14 protein-coding genes are annotated in these 16707 nt (G+C 68.9%); 7 read left to right on the top strand and 7 right to left on the bottom strand.

Annotation, left to right across the window (positions count from 1 at the left end):
- Entirely contained in the window at positions 1 to 2769 is a 2769-nt protein-coding gene (rbbA, locus tag HNQ73_RS15010) for a ribosome-associated ATPase/putative transporter RbbA (protein WP_183335698.1), read from the bottom strand.
- Positions 2770 to 2788: 19 nt separating this feature from the next.
- Entirely contained in the window at positions 2789 to 3829 is a 1041-nt protein-coding gene (locus tag HNQ73_RS15005) for an HlyD family secretion protein (RefSeq protein ID WP_183335697.1), read from the bottom strand.
- A 309-nt stretch (positions 3830 to 4138) separates the two neighbouring features.
- Between HNQ73_RS15005 and HNQ73_RS15000 the strand changes: the two genes are divergently transcribed.
- Complete coding sequence (locus tag HNQ73_RS15000) at positions 4139 to 4855, top strand: alanyl-tRNA editing protein (protein WP_183335696.1); 717 nt, start codon at positions 4139 to 4141, stop codon at positions 4853 to 4855.
- Between the two features lie 27 nt (positions 4856 to 4882).
- The gene (sseA, locus tag HNQ73_RS14995) at positions 4883 to 5743 is read left to right on the top strand and encodes a 3-mercaptopyruvate sulfurtransferase (protein WP_183335695.1); all 861 of its coding nucleotides are present in this window, start codon (positions 4883 to 4885) and stop codon (positions 5741 to 5743) included.
- A 27-nt stretch (positions 5744 to 5770) separates the two neighbouring features.
- Here the strand turns inward: sseA and HNQ73_RS14990 are convergent, their stop codons facing one another.
- Positions 5771 to 6964 carry a hypothetical protein gene (locus HNQ73_RS14990; protein ID WP_183335694.1) on the bottom strand — a complete coding sequence of 398 codons (1194 nt, stop codon included), beginning with the start codon at positions 6962 to 6964 and terminating at the stop codon, positions 5771 to 5773.
- 281 nt (positions 6965 to 7245) lie between these two features.
- Here HNQ73_RS14990 and HNQ73_RS14985 point away from each other — a divergent pair, with 281 nt between their 5' ends.
- Positions 7246 to 7845, top strand: a complete 600-nt coding sequence (locus HNQ73_RS14985; RefSeq protein ID WP_183335693.1) for a superoxide dismutase — start codon at positions 7246 to 7248, stop codon at positions 7843 to 7845.
- Positions 7846 to 8116: 271 nt separating this feature from the next.
- A complete protein-coding gene (gene murJ, locus HNQ73_RS14980) occupies positions 8117 to 9643 on the top strand; it encodes a murein biosynthesis integral membrane protein MurJ (protein WP_183335692.1) in 1527 nt (508 codons plus the stop codon).
- Here murJ and HNQ73_RS14975 read toward each other — a convergent pair.
- Complete coding sequence (locus HNQ73_RS14975; protein WP_244650237.1) at positions 9583 to 10374, bottom strand: DUF1194 domain-containing protein; 792 nt, start codon at positions 10372 to 10374, stop codon at positions 9583 to 9585. The genes murJ and HNQ73_RS14975 overlap by 61 nt on opposite strands.
- Before the next feature lie 69 nt (positions 10375 to 10443).
- The gene (locus HNQ73_RS14970; protein WP_210305312.1) at positions 10444 to 11337 is read right to left on the bottom strand and encodes a branched-chain amino acid aminotransferase; all 894 of its coding nucleotides are present in this window, start codon (positions 11335 to 11337) and stop codon (positions 10444 to 10446) included.
- Between the two features lie 166 nt (positions 11338 to 11503).
- Between HNQ73_RS14970 and HNQ73_RS14965 the strand changes: the two genes are divergently transcribed.
- The gene (locus tag HNQ73_RS14965; protein WP_183335690.1) at positions 11504 to 12181 is read left to right on the top strand and encodes a haloacid dehalogenase type II; all 678 of its coding nucleotides are present in this window, start codon (positions 11504 to 11506) and stop codon (positions 12179 to 12181) included.
- Between the two features lie 3 nt (positions 12182 to 12184).
- Here the strand turns inward: HNQ73_RS14965 and HNQ73_RS14960 are convergent, their stop codons facing one another.
- Both HNQ73_RS14960 and HNQ73_RS14955 read right to left on the bottom strand, forming a co-directional pair.
- A complete protein-coding gene (locus HNQ73_RS14960; protein WP_183335689.1) occupies positions 12185 to 13567 on the bottom strand; it encodes a dipeptidase in 1383 nt (460 codons plus the stop codon).
- A 59-nt stretch (positions 13568 to 13626) separates the two neighbouring features.
- On the bottom strand, positions 13627 to 15165 hold the full coding sequence (locus HNQ73_RS14955) for a helicase HerA-like domain-containing protein (RefSeq protein WP_183335943.1): 1539 nt from the start codon (positions 15163 to 15165) through the stop codon (positions 13627 to 13629).
- Positions 15166 to 15380: 215 nt separating this feature from the next.
- Here HNQ73_RS14955 and HNQ73_RS14950 point away from each other — a divergent pair, with 215 nt between their 5' ends.
- Positions 15381 to 15767, top strand: a complete 387-nt coding sequence (locus HNQ73_RS14950) for a DUF2267 domain-containing protein (RefSeq protein ID WP_183335688.1) — start codon at positions 15381 to 15383, stop codon at positions 15765 to 15767.
- 112 nt (positions 15768 to 15879) lie between these two features.
- Entirely contained in the window at positions 15880 to 16707 is an 828-nt protein-coding gene (gene folP, locus HNQ73_RS14945) for a dihydropteroate synthase (protein ID WP_183335687.1), read from the top strand.

Genomic DNA, 16707 nt, shown 5'->3' with positions numbered 1-16707 from the left:
TCACGGCTCCTGCTTGGCGAGCGCGAGCTGCGACGCGACGATGAAGCCGACGGCGAACAGCGCCAGCATGACGAGGTTGAGCCACAGGTCTGCGAAGCCGAGGCTCTTGGTGAAGGTGCCGACGCTCACCGGCTGATACCACGCCGCGGGAAAAGCGAGCCCGAGGATGCGTGCGCTGCCCGACAGCGACGAGACAGGCACCAGAAGGCCCGAGAAGTTGACCGACGGGATGATGGCGATGATGGAGGTGGCGAAAACCGCCGCCACCTGTGTGCGCGTGAAGCACGAGACGAACAGGCCGAAGCCTGTCGTCGCGAAAATATAGAGCAGCGTCGCCAGAAGCAGCGTCGCGAGCGAGCCTTTCACCGGCACGCCGAACACCAGCAGCGCGAGGCCGAGGAGCGTGAGGAAACTCACCAACGCGATGACGACATAGGGCAGCTGCTTGCCGACGAGGAACTCCAGCTTGGTGACGGGTGTCGCACGGAAGTTGGCGATGGAGCCCGTCTCCTTCTCGCGCACCACGCCCACCGCCGTCATGATGGCCGGGATCAGCACAAGCATCAGCATGATGACGCTGGGCACGATGGCGTAGACGCTCCGGAAGGCCTGGTTGTAGCGGAAGCGTGTCTCGATGTCGGCCGGCACGAGGCTGACGGAGCTGCCCTTCTCCGTGGCTGCGGTTTCGAGATACTGCATCGCGAGCCCCGTCACGTAGCCGCGTGTGGTCTCGGCCCGGAAGGGCATGGCGCCGTCGAGCCACACACCGACCTCCGGCTGCCGGCCGGCCACGAGATCGCGCCCGAAGCCGGCCGGAATCTCGATGGCGAGCTTGAGCTCGCCGCTCTTCAGCCGGTCCACCATCTCGGCGGCGTCGGAGATCGGCTCCCGCTCATCGAAATAGCGCGAGCCCGAGAAGCTCTCGAGGAGCTTCCGGCTCTCCAGCGACTGGTCCTGGTCGAAGGCGGCGAAGGCGAGCTTCTCGACATCGAAGGAGATGCCGTAGCCGAAGGTGATCATGAGGATGATCGGCCCGAGCAGCGCGAAGGCGAGACGGATGGGATCGCGCAGCAGCTCCATCGTCTCGCGCCGGGCGTAGGCCCAGAGGCGGCGCAGGTCGAACGAGCGGGCCGGCTGCGCGGGCTCCGTGGCCGGCGGCAGGGCCGCAGGCGCCGGCGTCGCCTCTCCGGCCGACAGGTCGATACCCGCGGCCTCGGCGAGGCAGGCGACGAAGGCCTCCTCGATGTCGCCGCCGCCGTGACGCTCTGCCAGCTCCTTCGGCGTGCCCACGTCGAGCACCTTGCCCGCGTGCATCAGCGAGATGCGGTCGCAGCGCGCGGCCTCGTTCATGAAATGGGTGGAGATGAAGATCGTTACCCCCTCGTCGCGCGACAGGTCGATGAGGAAGCGCCAGAACGCGTCCCGCGCCACCGGATCGACGCCTGAGGTCGGCTCGTCGAGGATCAGCATTTCCGGCTCGTGGACGACCGCCACCGCAAGCTGCAGGCGCTGGCGGATGCCGAGCGGCAGGCTCTCGGGCCGCTCGTCGGCAACCTCCGCGAGGTCGAAGCGCCGCAGCATTTCCTCCACGCGCGAGGCGACCCTTTCGGCCGGCATGTGGAAGAGGTGGGCGTGCAGCTCGAGGTTCTGCCGCACCGTCAACTCGCCGTAGAGCGAGAAGGACTGCGACATGTAGCCGACGCGCCGGCGCGTCTCGAGGTCGCCCGCATCGAGCGGCTCGCCGAACAGCTTGGCCCAGCCCTCGCTCGCCGGCAGAAGGCCGGTCAGCATCTTCATCGTCGTCGACTTGCCGCAGCCGTTGGAGCCGAGAAAGCCGAAGATCTCCCCGCGCGCGATGCGGAAGCTGACATGGTCGACTGCTGTGAAGTCGCCGAAGCGGCAGGTCAGCCCCTCCGCCTCGATGGCGGGCGGCCCATCGCTCGCCACCCGCGGACGCACGACGACAGGCTGGTGCTGGCGGCGCTTTTCCTCCGGCAGGAGGGCAATGAAGGCCTCTTCGAGCGTGTCCGTCCCGGCTCGTGCGCGCACCTCGGCCGGCGAGCCGGTGGCGATCACCTTGCCGTCGTGCATGGCGGCAAGCCAGTCGAAGCGCTCGGCCTCCTCCATGTAGGCCGTGGCGACGATGACGCTGATGCCGGGCCGGCGCTGCCTGATGCGCTCGATGAGATCCCAGAACTGTCGGCGCGACAGCGGGTCGACGCCCGTCGTCGGCTCGTCGAGGATGATGAGGTCCGGGTCATGGATCAGCGCGCAGCACAGGCTGAGCTTCTGCTTCATGCCGCCCGAGAGCTTGCCCGCGGGCCGGTCCGGGAACGGGTCGAGCCCGGTCGCCGCCAGAAGTTCGGCGATGCGCGCCTGGCGCTCCTCGGCGCCCTGCCCGAAAAGGCGAGCGAAGAAGTCGAGGTTCTCGTAGACCGAGAGCGTGGGATAGAGGTTGCGGCCGAGCCCCTGCGGCATGTAGGCGATACGCGCGCCGCACGCCCTGCGGTGCGCGGCATCGGCCATGTCGCCGCCGAGCACCCGCACCTCCCCTTCCCCGATCCTGCGCACGCCGGCGGCGAGCGCGAGCAGCGTCGACTTGCCGACCCCGTCCGGGCCAATCAGGCCGGCCATGCAGCCGGCCGGGATCGACAGCGTCACGTCGTCGAGTGCCCGCACCTTGCCGTAGCGGTGGGTGACCCCGCGCAGCGTGACGACGGCGTTCGCACCGGCGTCGGCCGGGGCCGCGGGACGGCTGGCGAGTTCCATGGGAGAGCTCCCCGATGGCTCAGTCCGGCAGCCGGATGGCGAGGTCGGTCGGCCAGTCGGCGTCCTTGACGGTGCGGACGAAGCCGATGCCACGCACGCCGGTCTTCACCTGCGGCTCGTATTGCTTGAGGAGATTGGGATCGATGCGGATCTTGACGCGGAACATCAGCTTCTCGCGCTCGTCCGCTGTCTCCACCGCCTTCGGCGTGAACTGCGCCTCAGCTGCGACGAAGGAAACCCGGGCCGGCACCACGTATTGCGGCACGGGATCGAGGATGATGCGGGCCTCGTCGCCGAGGATGACCCGGCCGGCATCGCGTGCGGGCAGGAAGATCGTCATGTAGACATCGGTGAGGTCGAGCAGCGTGACGATGCGCTGGCCGGCGGCCACCACCTCGCCGCTGCGCACGAGCTTGTACTGCACGCGCCCGCGCCGCGGCGCCTTCAGCACCGTGTCGGAGAGCACCGTCTCGAGCCGCGCGACATCCGCCTGCGCCGCCTCGATGGCGGCGATGGCCTGGTCGCGCGCCGCCTGGGCTGCGCGGAGCGCTGCATCGGCTGCCTTCATCTGGCTGCGCCGCTGGTCGAGCCGCTCCTGGGAAAAGTGGCCCTTGGCGAAGAGTTCCTCGGCACGGGCGAGCTCGGCGCGGGCGAGCGTGCGGTCGCTCTCGCGCTGGGCGATCAGCGCCTCAGCCTCCGCCTTGGCCTTGATGGCGCGCTGCACCTGCGCCTCGGCACCGCGCAGCTGCGCCCGGTACTCGGAATCGTCCATGCGGGCGACGACCTGGCCGGCCTCGACCATGCTGCCCTCCTCGACGAGAACCTCGACGAGGCGGCCGGGATACTTGGCCGCGATGTCGACCTGTTCGGCCTCGATGCGGCCGTTGGCCTTGACGATGCCCTCTGGCAGGCTGTTTCGCCGCAGGCGGTTGATCAGCGCCTCGAGCCTGCCCTGCGCCTGCGCGACCCCGGCGCCGAGGGCCGCCTCGCCGGCCGGCAGGACGGGAACCGAAAGAAGGGCGGCAATCAGCGCGAGACGACCGAGACGGGACAAACTCATCCGACTTCTCCTGAAGGCCCGCAGCCGCGCGTGCGCCGCCGCACAGACCGCTATTCCGCCCGAAACGAGCTGATACGGGCGTCAGGCTCGTTCTAGATCGCCGGGCACCGTTGCGGCCTTGATGCAGATCATGACCGGGGGATGCTGGCCGATCAATGTTCTCCCTTGTCGCAAGCCCCGGCCGCCGGCAAGCGGACCGGAATGCCTGCTGTGGCACGCATGGCTGGCGCGTGTGCTCGTGCCGCGGGCGGGCTTGCGGTAGCGGAAGGCGCCGCCTACGGTCGCCCAACCGTTTCGCGGAGGCAGGCAATGAGCAAGACGACCCTTCTGTTCCGGGACGATCCCTATGCCAGGACGGCCGAGGCGACCGTCGTCGGCATCGACGACAACGGCGGCATCGTTCTCGATCGCACCATCTTCTATGCCCAGGGTGGCGGCCAGCCCGGCGACGTCGGCTGGATCACGCTGCCCGACGGCGGGGAGATCGCCATTGCCAATGCCGTCTACGGCCCGGACCGTTCGACGGTCGCCCACATCCCGGCGGCCGCGGGAAGGCTCCCGGCCGTCGGCGACACGGTCGGCCTGCGCCTCGACTGGGCCGTCCGCCATGCGCGCATGCGGGTCCACACCGCGCTGCATTTGCTCTCGGTCGTCCTGCCCTTTCCCGTCACGGGCGGCGCCATCGGCAACGGCGAAGGCCGGCTTGACTTCGACATTCCCGACGCCGGCCTCGACAAGGACGAGATCAGCGCCCGGCTCAACGATATGATCACGAAGGACGCGCCGGTGCGGGAGCGCTGGATCACCGACGAGGAGCTTCTCGCCAATCCCGGCCTCGTCAAGACGATGTCGGTCAAGCCGCCGATGGGCACCGGCCGGGTGCGGCTCGTCGAGATCGAGGGACTCGACCTGCAGCCCTGCGGCGGCACGCATGTGCGCAGCACGGGCGAGATCGGCCCGGTCGCTGTCACGGCCATCGAGAAGAAGGGCCGACAGAACCGGCGGGTGCGGATCGCGCTCGTCTGATCTCGCTCCTGCCCGGAAGGCCATGCCATGACCGAAACGAAGCTGCCCTCGCCCCACCTCGTGTCCACCGCCTGGCTCGCCGAAAATCTCGGGGCGCCGGACATCGCCATCGTCGATGCCTCCTGGTATCTGCCCAGGGAGAATCGCGACGGCGCCGCGGAATATCGCGCCGCGCACATACCGGGCGCGGTCCACTTCGACATTGATGCCATCCGCGACGAGACCACGGATCTGCCGCACATGATGCCGAGCGCGGAGCGCTTCGCCGAAGCCGTCGGCGCGCTCGGCATCGGCGACGGCATGCGCATCGTGGTCTATGACGGCGCCGGCCTCTTCTCCGCGGCGCGGGTGTGGTGGATGTTCCGTGCCTTCGGCGCGCAGGACGTCAGGATCCTGGACGGCGGCTTCCCGAAATGGTTTGCGGAGCGCCGGCCCGTCGAATCCGGAACGGTCTCGCCGCCACGGCGCACCATCACGGCGCGGACGCCGCAGGGGGTCGCAGATGTGGAGCAGGTGCGCGCCGCCCTCGCCGGACGGACGGCGCAGATCGTCGACGCACGCTCGCCGGAGCGATTCCGCGGTGAGGCGCCGGAGCCGCGCCCCGGCGTGCGCCCCGGCCGCATGCCCGGCAGTTTCAACGTGCCATATGGACGCGTCGTCGAGCAGGGGCGGCTCAGGGCGCCGGACGACATCCGGGCCGCCTTCGAGGCCGCAGGCGTCGACCTCGACCGGCCTGTCATCACCTCCTGCGGGTCGGGCGTCACGGCAGCGGTGCTGTGGCTCGCGCTTGATGCCGTAGGCAGGCCGCCCGCCGCGCTCTACGACGGCTCGTGGGCGGAATGGGGCAGCCGGGCCGATTGCCCCGTCGTGACCGAGCCGCTCGACTGAGCGGCCGGGCGCCGCCGGGACCGCGCCTCATTCGGCGCTGGGCGCGGTCGCCCGGCCCGAAGGCTGGAGCTGCCCGCCCTCGCCGGTGGCGATGTAGTGCTTCAGCTCGTCGAGCGAGGCGAACCTGAAGACGCCGCGGCCGGTCTCGGCCTCGATGGAACCGTCCGAATACATCACATAGAGGTTGCCGCCGGCGCTGTAGGTGCCGACGACGGTGGGCGCCGCTGCGACAGCCTCGTCCTGTGCCTGGGAGGGCACGGGCTCCTCGGCCGCAGCGGGCTGCTCCTGCACCTCCTGCGCCGCATCCGTGCGCTCGTCGATGCCGGCCTCTTCCGGCGCCTCCGCTGCCCGGGCTGGTGCCTCCTCGACACTCGCCGCGTTGTCGGCCGGCGCGGGGGCAACGTCACGGTCCCGCGGCGGCCAGAAGGGCGCGGGCGCCTCTGGCCGTTTCGTCTTGTCCTTATCCTCCGAGCGGCGCAGCCAGGCCGGCAGTTGTGGCAGCTCCGGGGCCGGCGCGGCGACAGAAGCGGACTCCGCCTCCGGGGTGGTCTCCTCCAGCTCCCCGGATTGCTCGGGCGCGGTGCCAACCGCCGGCAGGCGCGGTTCCTCCTTCGCCTCGGCGCTCTCCCTGTCGGCCTCCCGTGCCTCGTCCTTCGTCTTGCTCTCGGTGCTGAAGAGGTCCCGCGAGAAGTCGAAGCGAGCGAACGGATCGTCCAGCCTGGCGGCGCGTGCAGGCTTGGCCGGCTCCTCTTCCGCCGTCTCCGGCCCGGCGGAGATGACGGGCTCCTCCCGCTCGCCCTCGCGGCCGGACACATCCCCGAATCGGCGTGAGGGGAAGGGCCGCAGCGCCTCGAAGCCCGGCTCCTCGGCCGTTTCCTCCTCCCTCTCGTCGCTGCGGCCGGTCGAGGCCTCGGACGTCGCGGGGGCGACAGGAACGCCCGGCACCACCACAGGACGGAAGTCCGCTTCGTCGTCGAAGCCCTGGCCTGCCGACTGCGCAGCCTCGCGCGCCGGCAGGAATTCCAGATTCGCCGCGAGACGGCGCAAGTCACGCATGAGAAGTGCAATGGCCGCCAGAACGAAGCCCGCAGCGGCAAAGATACTGCCGGCAATGACCATCGACCATCCGCGCTCGAGCACGATGATGTCGGCCCCGGTCATCACCGCGTAGAAGCCACCGGCAACGAGAACACCTGCAACAACGAGGATTAGGGCAACCATCACACGACAACTTTCGTTTCAGAGTACGCCATACTTCTTGTCTTCACAGTAAAGCCTCGCGCTCATGCTGCCAACTCGTGGCGGCCTGCGCAGCGCGCGCTTGCTCCGTACGCCAACCGTGCCTAAGTAGTCCGGGTGGGCTCTTCCACGGCTAGCCGCTGCCCGGGAGGCCAGCACGCCCGTCGCGCGCCGGGCAGTTCGCCGACGGACGTGACATGACCTCAGGCGCTGCCACCGGCACGCGTCCCGGATTTCTCGATGCGGAAGCAAAGGAGATAACGATGTCCTTCACCCTCCCCGATCTTCCCTACGCCTATGACGCCCTCCAGCCCTACATGTCCAGGGAGACGCTGGAGTATCATCACGACAAGCACCACAAGGCCTATGTCGACAACGGCAACAAGCTCCTGGAGGGCACGGACCTCGCCGGCAAGTCGCTGGAGGAGATTGTCGTCGGCTCCTTCGGCAAGAATCAGGGCCTCTTCAACAACGCCGGCCAGCACTACAACCACATCCACTTCTGGAAGTGGATGAAGCCCAACGGCGGCGGCGCCATCCCCGGCAACCTCGAGAAGAAGATCATCGAGGATCTCGGCTCCATCGAGAAGATGAAGGAAGATTTCGCCCAGGCGGGTGCCACGCAGTTCGGCTCCGGCTGGTGCTGGCTCGCCGTGAAGGACGGCAAGATCGTTGTCATGAAGACGCCCAACGGCGAAAACCCGCTGGTGCATGGCGCCAAGCCGATTCTCGGCTGCGACGTGTGGGAGCATTCCTATTACATCGATTACCGCAACCGTCGCCCCGACTATCTCAAGGCGTTCATCGAGAACCTGGTGAACTGGGAATACGTGGCGGAGATGTACGAGGCCGCCATCCGCTGAGGGGTGCGCGGGACGCGTCGCGAACGGGGCCTGCGGGCCCCGTTTTGCGTGGGCGGCCCGCCGACGCCGGCGACGGCGGGAGAGAGTGGATTTTTCCCGCTTTTCTGCCACGATCGAAACCGGTAAGAGCAGCCTTGGCCGCACCGCTCAAGCCGGTGCACGGGGCCGCAAGGCGCCCCGTCCTGACGTTTCTATCCGGAATTCAGCTGATGTCGTTCGGCCTCCTCGGGGAACATGTCGGCACCATGCGCACCGGGCCGCGGCGGCGCTGATGCTGAAGAAACTCCTGTCCGTCGGCGGCTTCACGCTGCTTTCGCGTCTCACCGGCTTTGTGCGGGACATCGTCTTCGCCGCTGTGATGGGCGCCGGCCTCGTCGCCGATGCCTTCTTCGTCGCGCTGAGGCTGCCCAACCATTTCCGTGCCATCTTCGGCGAAGGGGCGTTCAACGCCGCCTTCATCCCCACCTATGCGCGCATCCTGACCACCGGCGGGGCAGAAGCTGCCCGCGGCTTCGCCGACCGGGTCTTCTCGCTGCTGACGCTCGTTCAGCTCGCGCTGCTCGTCGCGGCGCTTGCCTTCATGCCGCAGTTCATCGACCTGATGGCGCCCGGCTTCCGCGACGAGCCGGCGAAGTTCGAGCTGACGGTGACGCTGACGCGCATCACCTTTCCCTATCTTCTCTTCATCACGCTGGTGACGCTCGTCTCGGGCGTCCTCAACGCGGCAGACCGCTTTGCCGCTGCGGCGGGGGCGCCTGTCCTCCTCAACCTGTCCCTCATCGCCGCGATGGGCGTCGCCTTCCTCTTCCCCACAGCCGGTCATGCCGCCGCCTGGGGGGTTGCGGTCGCTGGCGTGCTGGAGCTCGCCCTCGTGTGCTGGGATGCGAGGCGCGCCGGTCTTGCGCCGCGCTTCGCGGTGCCGCGCTTCGACGCCGACATGGTGGATTTCTTCAAGGTGCTCGGCCCGGCCGTCATCGGCTCGGCGGGTGTGCAGATCGCCATGTTCGCCGACACCATCATCGCCGCCATGCTGCCCACGGGCGCGATCTCGTCGCTCTACTACGCCGACCGGCTCTACCAGTTGCCGGTGGGCGTCGTCGGTATCGCGGCCGGCACGGTCCTGCTGCCGGAGATGAGCCGCCGCATCGCCGGCGGTGACGTCGACGGGGCACACGGGGCGCAGAACCGGGCCGCCATCTTCACCCTCGTGCTCGCGGCGCCCTGCGCCGTCGCCTTCCTCGCTTTGCCCGATCTCATCATGCAGGCGCTGTTCGGGCGCGGCGCCTTCACGGCCGCGGATGCCGCGGCCGCGGGCGCCGTGCTCGCCGCCTATGCCACCGGCCTGCCGGCGGTGGTGCTCATCCGCTCCGCGGTCGCCAGCTTCTACTCCCGCTCCGACACGGTGACGCCCGTCATTGCCTCCCTGTCGGCCGTCGCGGTCAACGTGGCGCTCAAGATCCTGCTCGTCGGCTCCATGGCGGCGCCCGGCCTCGCCCTCGCCACCGCTGTCGGCGCCTGGGTCAACGTGCTCCTGCTCTTCGCGCTGGCGAAGCGCCGTGACTGGACCGCGCCCAGCCGCGAGCTGGGCCGCGCCGTCATCGCCATCGCCATCGCCTGTGCCGTGCTCGGCCTTGCGGCGCTCGCCGCCCGGAACTGGGGGGATGGCGTGCTGCCGCCTACTCTGCCCTGGCGGCCGCAGGTGCTGCTGGTCCTCGTCGCGGCGGCGGGCGCCCTCGCCTATGGGGCGACGCTGCTCGCCGGCCTCAGGCTGATGCGCGTGCCGCTGCGGCGCGTGTGAGGCTCAGGGGCGGGCTGCAGGGCCGCATGACGCGTCGCGGCGACGCCCGCGATCTCGGCCACCAGCTTGCGACGGGCCGCGACGGCGAAGGGACGCGTCTCGTCAGCGATCTCGACAAAGGCGCCGGGCCCGCCGATCACCTGCTCGCCGTAATAGGTCTCCAGCGACATGCCGCCCGGCCCGCCGGGGCGCCCGCCCGGCCGGCGGATGGCGAGCGCATTGATGGTGAAGCCCTTCGCCAGCGCATCCGCCCGCGCCTCCGCAAGGGGACGGCCGCCGATGTTGGGGCCGTCGCCCGAGATGTCGATGACCTTGCGGATGCCCGAGTAGCTGTTCTCCTCGACGAGGCGCACGGAATAGTCGATGGCGTTGGAGATGGAATTGTAGCCGTAGGCACCGCGCGGGCGCGTGCGCAGCTTGTTGGCGAAGGCCTCGGCGGAAGCGGCGTCGCGGATGATCTGCCAGTCGACGACCGTCACCTGCGACTGGGGGCCACCCCACTCCACATAGGCAACGGCGATGGCGCCGATGAGGCCGTTGGAGATGGCGGCGAGGACGTCGTTGCTCGTCAGAGCGCTCGCCCAGCCCTCGCGCTGCAGACGCAACTCGTCGTCATCGATGGAGCCCGAACCGTCGGCCGCCAGCACGAGCTCCAGATCAACCTCCTGCGCCCGTGCCGGCACGGTGACGAGGGTGACGAGAAGAAGCGACAGGCCCGCCAGTATTCGCATGTCCCACCTCCGGCATCCCCGGCACGGCAGCCTAGGGATACGGAGGGGCGGCGTCACTTCAGGATGATATTATCCGCCGACACGCTCGCCGGAGTGGGCAAACGCCCAGTAGAGCTCGCGCGCCTGGCGGTAGAACGGGCCGGGCTGCAGCTCCCGCTCGTCGATGCGCAGCACGGGCATGACCTTGGAATAGTTGCCCGTGAGGAAGACCTCGTCGGCGTTGAGGAAATCCTCGTAGCGCAGGGTTGTCTCGTGCACCGTGACGCCCGCCTCGCGCAGCAGGCGGATGACGCGCTGGCGCGTGATGCCGTTGAGGAAGGTGCCGTTGGGCGCCGGCGTCAGCACCTCGCCGTCGCGCGCCATGAAGACGTTCGTGGTGGCCGTCTCGGCGACATTGCCGAGCATGTCGAGCACCAGGCAGTTGTCGAAGCCCTTGCGCCGCGCCTCGAGAAGGGCGCGGGCGTTGTTCGGATAGAGGCAGCCGGCCTTCGCGTCTGTCGGCATCGTCTCCACCGTCGGGCGGCGGAAGCTCGATTTCGTCAGGGTGAGACCGCCGGGCTTCGGCACCGGCGCCACGAAGAGGCAGAGGCAGAAGCGGGTGGATTCCGGGTCTGGCGCGATCACAGCAGGCCCGTCCGCCTCGGCCCAGTACATGGGCTTGACGTAGAGCTCCGCGCCGGGCCCGAACTTGCGCGCTCCCTCGCGCGTCAGCTCGACGATCGCCTCCGGCTCCATGGTCGGCTTCAGGCCGAGCGTCCTGGCCGAGCGGTTGACGCGCGCGGCGTGGTTCTCGATGTCCGGCATCACGCCCTCGAAGACACGGGCGCCGTCGAAGACGGAGGTGCCCTGCCAGGCGGCGTGGGTGCGCGGCCCCATGAGTGGCGGATTGCCCTGGTGCCAGCCGCCGTCGAACCAGGTCCACGTCTCGCTATACCAAGGCTGCGTTTGCCCGGACATCGTCATGCTCCAATACGTCAGTGTTCTTGTCCCATCGAACGCCCCGCCCTGCGCGCCGTCAATGGGTTCGAGCCTCACGGCACCATGAATATCGCTGAAGCGTCCTCCACGCTTGCGTGATGTGGTCGCGGGGCGTCATCCTGCCGGCCAAGAACAAGAAAGGGGGATGCGGATGGCTCTTCTCGACGAGGCGGCGCCCGGTGTGAAAGTCGTCGTCTTCGACGCCTACGGCACGCTTTTCGACGTGCACGCCGCCGTGGCGCGGCACGCCGGGGCGATAGGCCCGGATGCGCAGGCGCTGTCCGACCTGTGGCGCGCCAAGCAGCTCGAATATTCTTGGGTGCTCTCGCTCTATGGCGGCTTCCGGGATTTCTGGCAGCTCACGCGCGATGCGCTCGACTATGCGCTCGCGCGATTCCCGTCGGTCGATCGCGCCATCGCCGATAGGCTCCTCGGCGCCTACCGGGTGCTCGACACCTATCCGGAGGTGCCGGCCGCGCTTGCCGCGCTCAAGGCCAGGGGGCTCATGACGGCGATCCTCTCCAACGGCGAAACGTCGATGCTCGCCGATGCCGTCGCCTCGGCCGGCATCGGCGAGCATCTCGATGCGGTCCTGTCCGTCGACGAGGTGCGCGTGTTCAAGACGAGCCCGGCAGCCTACGCGCTCGTGACGCGGCGGTTCGGCCTCAAGCCGGCGCAGGCCGCCTTCGTCTCCAGCAACCGGTGGGACGTGGCGGGCGCGACGCGCTTCGGCTTCCGCGCCTTCTGGGTCAACCGCGCCGGCGCGCCGGACGAATATGCCGACCAGCGCCCCGTCGCCGTGCTGCCGAACCTCTCGGCCCTGCTGTGACCCTCAAGCCGCCAGCTCCGCGAGGATGCGCGCCCAGGAGCGGATGCCCTTGTGGAAGCTCGTCATGTCATACTTCTCGTTCGGCGAGTGCACCCGGTCGTCGTCGAGGCCGAAGCCGACGAGGAGCGAATCGACGCCGAGAACGCGCTTGAAGTCGCCGACGACGGGAATGGAACCGCCCGAGCCGATGGTGACCGGCTCCTTGCCCCACTCAGCCGCCAGAGCCTTGCGCGCCTTGCCCAGCACCGGCCCGTCATAGGGCAGCGCGACGGCGCGCGAGCCCTTGTGGGCGATGAACTCCACCGAGCAGTCCGCCGGCAGCTGCCGGCGCACGAAATCGCGGAAGCACTCGCGGATGGCATCGGGATCCTGGTCACCGACGAGGCGGAAGGAGATTTTGGCCCGCGCCTCCGCGGCGATGACGGTCTTTGTGCCCTCGCCCGTGTAGCCGCCGATGATGCCGTTGACGTCGCAGGTCGGGCGGGACTGGATCTGCTCTATGAGCAGACGCCCCTTCTCGCCGGCCGGATATTTCAGGCCGACGCCGCCGAGGAACTCCTCGGCCGTGAGGTTGAGCGCCTTCCACTGTTCCAGCACATCGGGCGGCGTCTCGACGACACCGTCGTAGAAGCCGGGTACCGTGATCCGGCCGTCAGCATCGTGCAGCGAGGCGATGATGCGGGAGAGGACGTGGATCGGGTTCTGCGCCGCACCGCCGAAGAGGCCCGAGTGCAGGTCGCGGTCGGCCGCACGCACGATCAGTTCCTCATAGAGCAGGCCGCGCAGGGAAGCGGTGATGGCCGGCGTCTCGCGGTCCCACATTCCCGTGTCGCAGACGAGGGCGACATCGCAGGCGAGTTCGTCCTTCGTCCTTTCCACGAACTCGGGCAGGTTGCGGGAACCGTCCTCCTCCTCGCCCTCGATCAGCACCGTGATGCCGACGGGCAGCGAGCCGGTCACGGTCTTCCACGCGCGGCAGGCCTCGATGAAGGTCATCACCTGCCCTTTGTCGTCGCAGGCGCCACGCGCCACGATGATCTTGCGCCCGCCCGGCAGCTCGGCGATGCGCGGCTCGAAGGGCGGCGTCTCCCACAGCTCGAGCGGGTCCACCGGCTGCACGTCGTAGTGGCCGTAGAACAGCACGTGCGGCGCGCCCTCGCGGCGCTGGTGGGCGAGCACCACCGGGTGTCCGGGCGTCTCACGCAGGCCGGCTGCGAAGCCGAGCCCCTCGAGGTCTGCGGCGAGCCATTCGGCCGCCTTGCGGCACTCGGCCTTGTAGGCCGGGTCGGTGGAGATGGAGGGGATGCGCAGGAGGCCGAAGAGACGGTTCAGCGAAGCGCCGAGATCCTCGTCGATCCTGGCGAGTACCTGGTCGAGATGCGACATCAATGCCTCCACGGAAAGGGCGGCCCGCCGGCCGCCCGGAACGATGAGACCAACGGCACTTAGCGCTTGGTCATGGAGCCGAGAATGCCGCGCAGGATGGCGCGGCCAAGCTGGGTGCCGATGGTACGCGCCGCGGAGGAGGCGACGTTGGTGATCACCCGCTCCGTGACGGTGACGGTGCGGCGCCCGCCCTTCGCCGGCTTGCCGCCACCCAGGATGGTGCCGAGCGTGTCGAGGATGCCGCCCTCGCTGCCGGCGCTGGCCTGCTGCGGGGCCTGCTTGGCGGCCGCCGCCTCCGCGGTGCGCTTCGTCAGGATCTCGTAGGCCGACTCGCGGTCGATCTCCTGCTCGTAGCGGCCCTTGAGCGGGCTTGCCGCGATGATGCGCTCGCGCTCCTGCTGCGTCAGCGGCCCGACGCGGGCGGACGGCGGCGCGATGAGCGTGCGCTCGACCATGGAGGGCGAGCCCTTGCCCTCGAGCACGGACACGAGCGCCTCGCCCACGCCGAGCTCGACGATTGCCTTCTGCGTGTCAAAGGCCGGATTCTGGCGGAAGGTCTCGGCCGCCGCGCGCACGGCGCGCTGGTCACGCGGGGTGAAGGCGCGCAGGGCGTGCTGGATGCGGTTGCCGAGCTGGGCCAGCACCGTCTCCGGAATATCCAGCGGGTTCTGGGTGACGAAATAGACGCCGACGCCCTTCGAGCGGATGAGGCGCACCACGCGCTCCACCGCCTCCACGAGCGCCTTCGGCGCGTCGGCGAACAGCATGTGCGCCTCGTCGAAGAAGAAGACGAGCTTGGGCTTGTCTAGATCGCCCACCTCGGGCAGCTCCTCGAACAGTTCCGACAACAGCCACAGCAGGAAGGTGGCGTAAAGCCGCGGGTTGTTCATCAACTTGTCGGCGGCCAGGATGTTGATGAAGCCGCGGCCGTCGCGGTCCGTCCGCATCAGGTCGGAGATGGAGAGCGCCGGCTCGCCGAAGAAAAGCTCGCCCTTCTGGTTCTCGAGCACCAGGAGCTGGCGCTGGATGGCGCCCACGGACTGGGTCGACACGTTGCCGTATTGCGCCGACAGCGCGCTCGCGTTCTCCGCCACGTAGGCGAGAATGGCGCGCAGATCCTTGAGGTCCAGCAGCAGCAGGCCCTGCTCGTCGGCGACGCGGAAGGCGATGTTGAGCACGCCCTCCTGGGTGTCGTTGAGGTCGAGCAGCCGCGCGAGCAGCAGCGGGCCCATTTCCGAGACCGTCGCCCGCACGGGATGGCCGCTCTCGCCGAACAGGTCCCAGAAGGTGACGGGGAAGCTGTCGGCGGCGTAGGGGACGCCGATCTCGGCGGCGCGCTTGACGAAGGGCTCCTTGCCCTCGCCCATGGCCGCCACGCCCGAGAGATCGCCCTTGATGTCCGCGGCGAAGACGGGCACGCCGGCGTTGGAGAAGCCCTCGGCCAGCAGCTGCAGCGTCACCGTCTTGCCCGTGCCGGTGGCGCCGGTCACGAGGCCGTGGCGGTTGGCGAGCCGCAACAGCAGCTGCTCGTACTTGGGCGTGTCCTTGTAGGCGTCTCCAGTGGCCTTGCCGATAAGAATGGTGCCTTCTTCCACCATGGGTCGTGCCATCCCTCGCGTCTCGTCCATCGGCGCCCTGAACGCCGATTCCGCTTATAGGAGATCGGGCGGCACCTTTCCACAGTGGCCACCGTGAGCGAGACGGCGAAATACGCCGGACAACCGCCGGCGAGATGGTTTCGATATGAACTATTTGCTTGCTTTTCGCGGCGGCAGCGCGAAGATGCGATCTCCTTCCGGTAGAGGAGCCCACGATGGACGAACTCGTCGCACGCATAGCTGAAAAGGTCGGTCTCGACGCGGAAACAGCGCGCAAGGCCATTGCGATCGTCCTCAACTTCCTGCTCAAGGAAGGCCCCGAATCGGAGGTGCGCCAGCTCATCGCTGCCCTGCCCGGCGCCGAGGCCGCCATGGCCGAGGTGGGGGACAACAGCAAGGGCGGCGGCCTCGCCGGTCTGGTCGGCGGGCTCATGGGCAGTGGCATCATGGCGCTCGGCGGCCAGCTCACGGCGGCCGGACTGTCCATGGGACAGATGCAGAGCCTCGGCCGAGAGCTTTTCGCCTACGGCCGCGAGCATGCGGGCGAGGATGTGATGGGGCCCATCGTCGGGGCCGTGCCCGGCCTGTCGCAGTTTGTCTGAAGCTGCGGCCGCGGCCGCGGCCTCGGCGCAGGCCGCGCGGTGATGCGCGCAAATTCATGGCAAGGGCTGCAAGCGGCTTGACAGGCGACTGTCAGGACGTCACGCAGCTCACATGAATGAAGTGCTCGCTTACCGGCAGCTTGCCGGCGTTCCCCTCGTCGGTCGCCCGCGTATCATGGGCATCGTCAACGTGACGCCCGATTCTTTCTACGACGGAGGGCGTCTGCCGACGGTGGAGGCTGCACTCCTGCACTGTCGCGCTCTCGCGGAGGAAGGCGCGGACTTCATCGACATCGGCGCCGAATCCACGCGGCCAGGCCACACGCCCATCAGCGCCGAGGAGGAGCTGGCGCGGCTGATGCCCGTGCTCGAGCGCTTTGCCGCCGAGAGCTCGACGCCCATCTCCGTCGACACGATGAAGGCGAAGGTCGCCGCGGCGGCGGTCGCCGCCGGTGCGCGCATCATCAACGACATCTGGGGACTGCAGCGCGACCCCGACATGGCCCGCGTAGCGGCCGAGCATGGCGTGCCCGTCATCGCCATGCACAACCGCGCCGAAGCGGATGCGTCGATCGACATTCTCGCTGACATGCGGGACTTCTTCGCCCGCACACTCGACATCGCGGCGCGCGCCGGCATCCCGAGGGACAACATCGTGCTCGATCCAGGCATCGGATTCGGCAAGACGCCCCGGCAGAACCTCGTCGTGCTGCGCCATCTGGCGGAGCTGCGCCAGACCTTCGGCCTGCCGATGCTCGTCGGCGCCTCACGCAAGTCCTTCATCGGGCATGTCGTGCGCTCGATGCCGGACGAGCGCCTGCCCGGCACACTGGCGGCCCACCTCGTCGCCGCCGCCGCCGGCTGCGAGATCGTGCGGGTTCACGACGTCGTCGCCCACGTGCAGGCGCTGAGCGTCGCCGACGCCATAGCGAAGGCCTAG

This window comes from Chelatococcus composti (assembly GCF_014201415.1).
Classification (GTDB): domain Bacteria; phylum Pseudomonadota; class Alphaproteobacteria; order Rhizobiales; family Beijerinckiaceae; genus Chelatococcus_A; species Chelatococcus_A composti.
This window is presented reverse-complemented; position numbering and strand designations above follow the sequence as displayed.

Coding starts and splice junctions, on each gene's coding strand:
- HNQ73_RS14990 (WP_183335694.1), bottom strand. CDS start 6,964: ATGGTTGCCCTAATCCTCGTTGTTGCAGGTGTTCTCGTTGCCGGTGGC.
- folP (WP_183335687.1), top strand. CDS start 15,880: ATGAATGAAGTGCTCGCTTACCGGCAGCTTGCCGGCGTTCCCCTCGTC.
- rbbA (WP_183335698.1), bottom strand. CDS start 2,769: ATGGAACTCGCCAGCCGTCCCGCGGCCCCGGCCGACGCCGGTGCGAAC.
- HNQ73_RS14975 (WP_244650237.1), bottom strand. CDS start 10,374: ATGCGAATACTGGCGGGCCTGTCGCTTCTTCTCGTCACCCTCGTCACC.
- murJ (WP_183335692.1), top strand. CDS start 8,117: ATGCTGAAGAAACTCCTGTCCGTCGGCGGCTTCACGCTGCTTTCGCGT.
- HNQ73_RS14960 (WP_183335689.1), bottom strand. CDS start 13,567: ATGTCGCATCTCGACCAGGTACTCGCCAGGATCGACGAGGATCTCGGC.
- sseA (WP_183335695.1), top strand. CDS start 4,883: ATGACCGAAACGAAGCTGCCCTCGCCCCACCTCGTGTCCACCGCCTGG.
- HNQ73_RS14985 (WP_183335693.1), top strand. CDS start 7,246: ATGTCCTTCACCCTCCCCGATCTTCCCTACGCCTATGACGCCCTCCAG.
- HNQ73_RS14965 (WP_183335690.1), top strand. CDS start 11,504: ATGGCTCTTCTCGACGAGGCGGCGCCCGGTGTGAAAGTCGTCGTCTTC.
- HNQ73_RS14970 (WP_210305312.1), bottom strand. CDS start 11,337: ATGACGATGTCCGGGCAAACGCAGCCTTGGTATAGCGAGACGTGGACC.
- HNQ73_RS14955 (WP_183335943.1), bottom strand. CDS start 15,165: ATGGTGGAAGAAGGCACCATTCTTATCGGCAAGGCCACTGGAGACGCC.
- HNQ73_RS15005 (WP_183335697.1), bottom strand. CDS start 3,829: ATGAGTTTGTCCCGTCTCGGTCGTCTCGCGCTGATTGCCGCCCTTCTT.
- HNQ73_RS14950 (WP_183335688.1), top strand. CDS start 15,381: ATGGACGAACTCGTCGCACGCATAGCTGAAAAGGTCGGTCTCGACGCG.
- HNQ73_RS15000 (WP_183335696.1), top strand. CDS start 4,139: ATGAGCAAGACGACCCTTCTGTTCCGGGACGATCCCTATGCCAGGACG.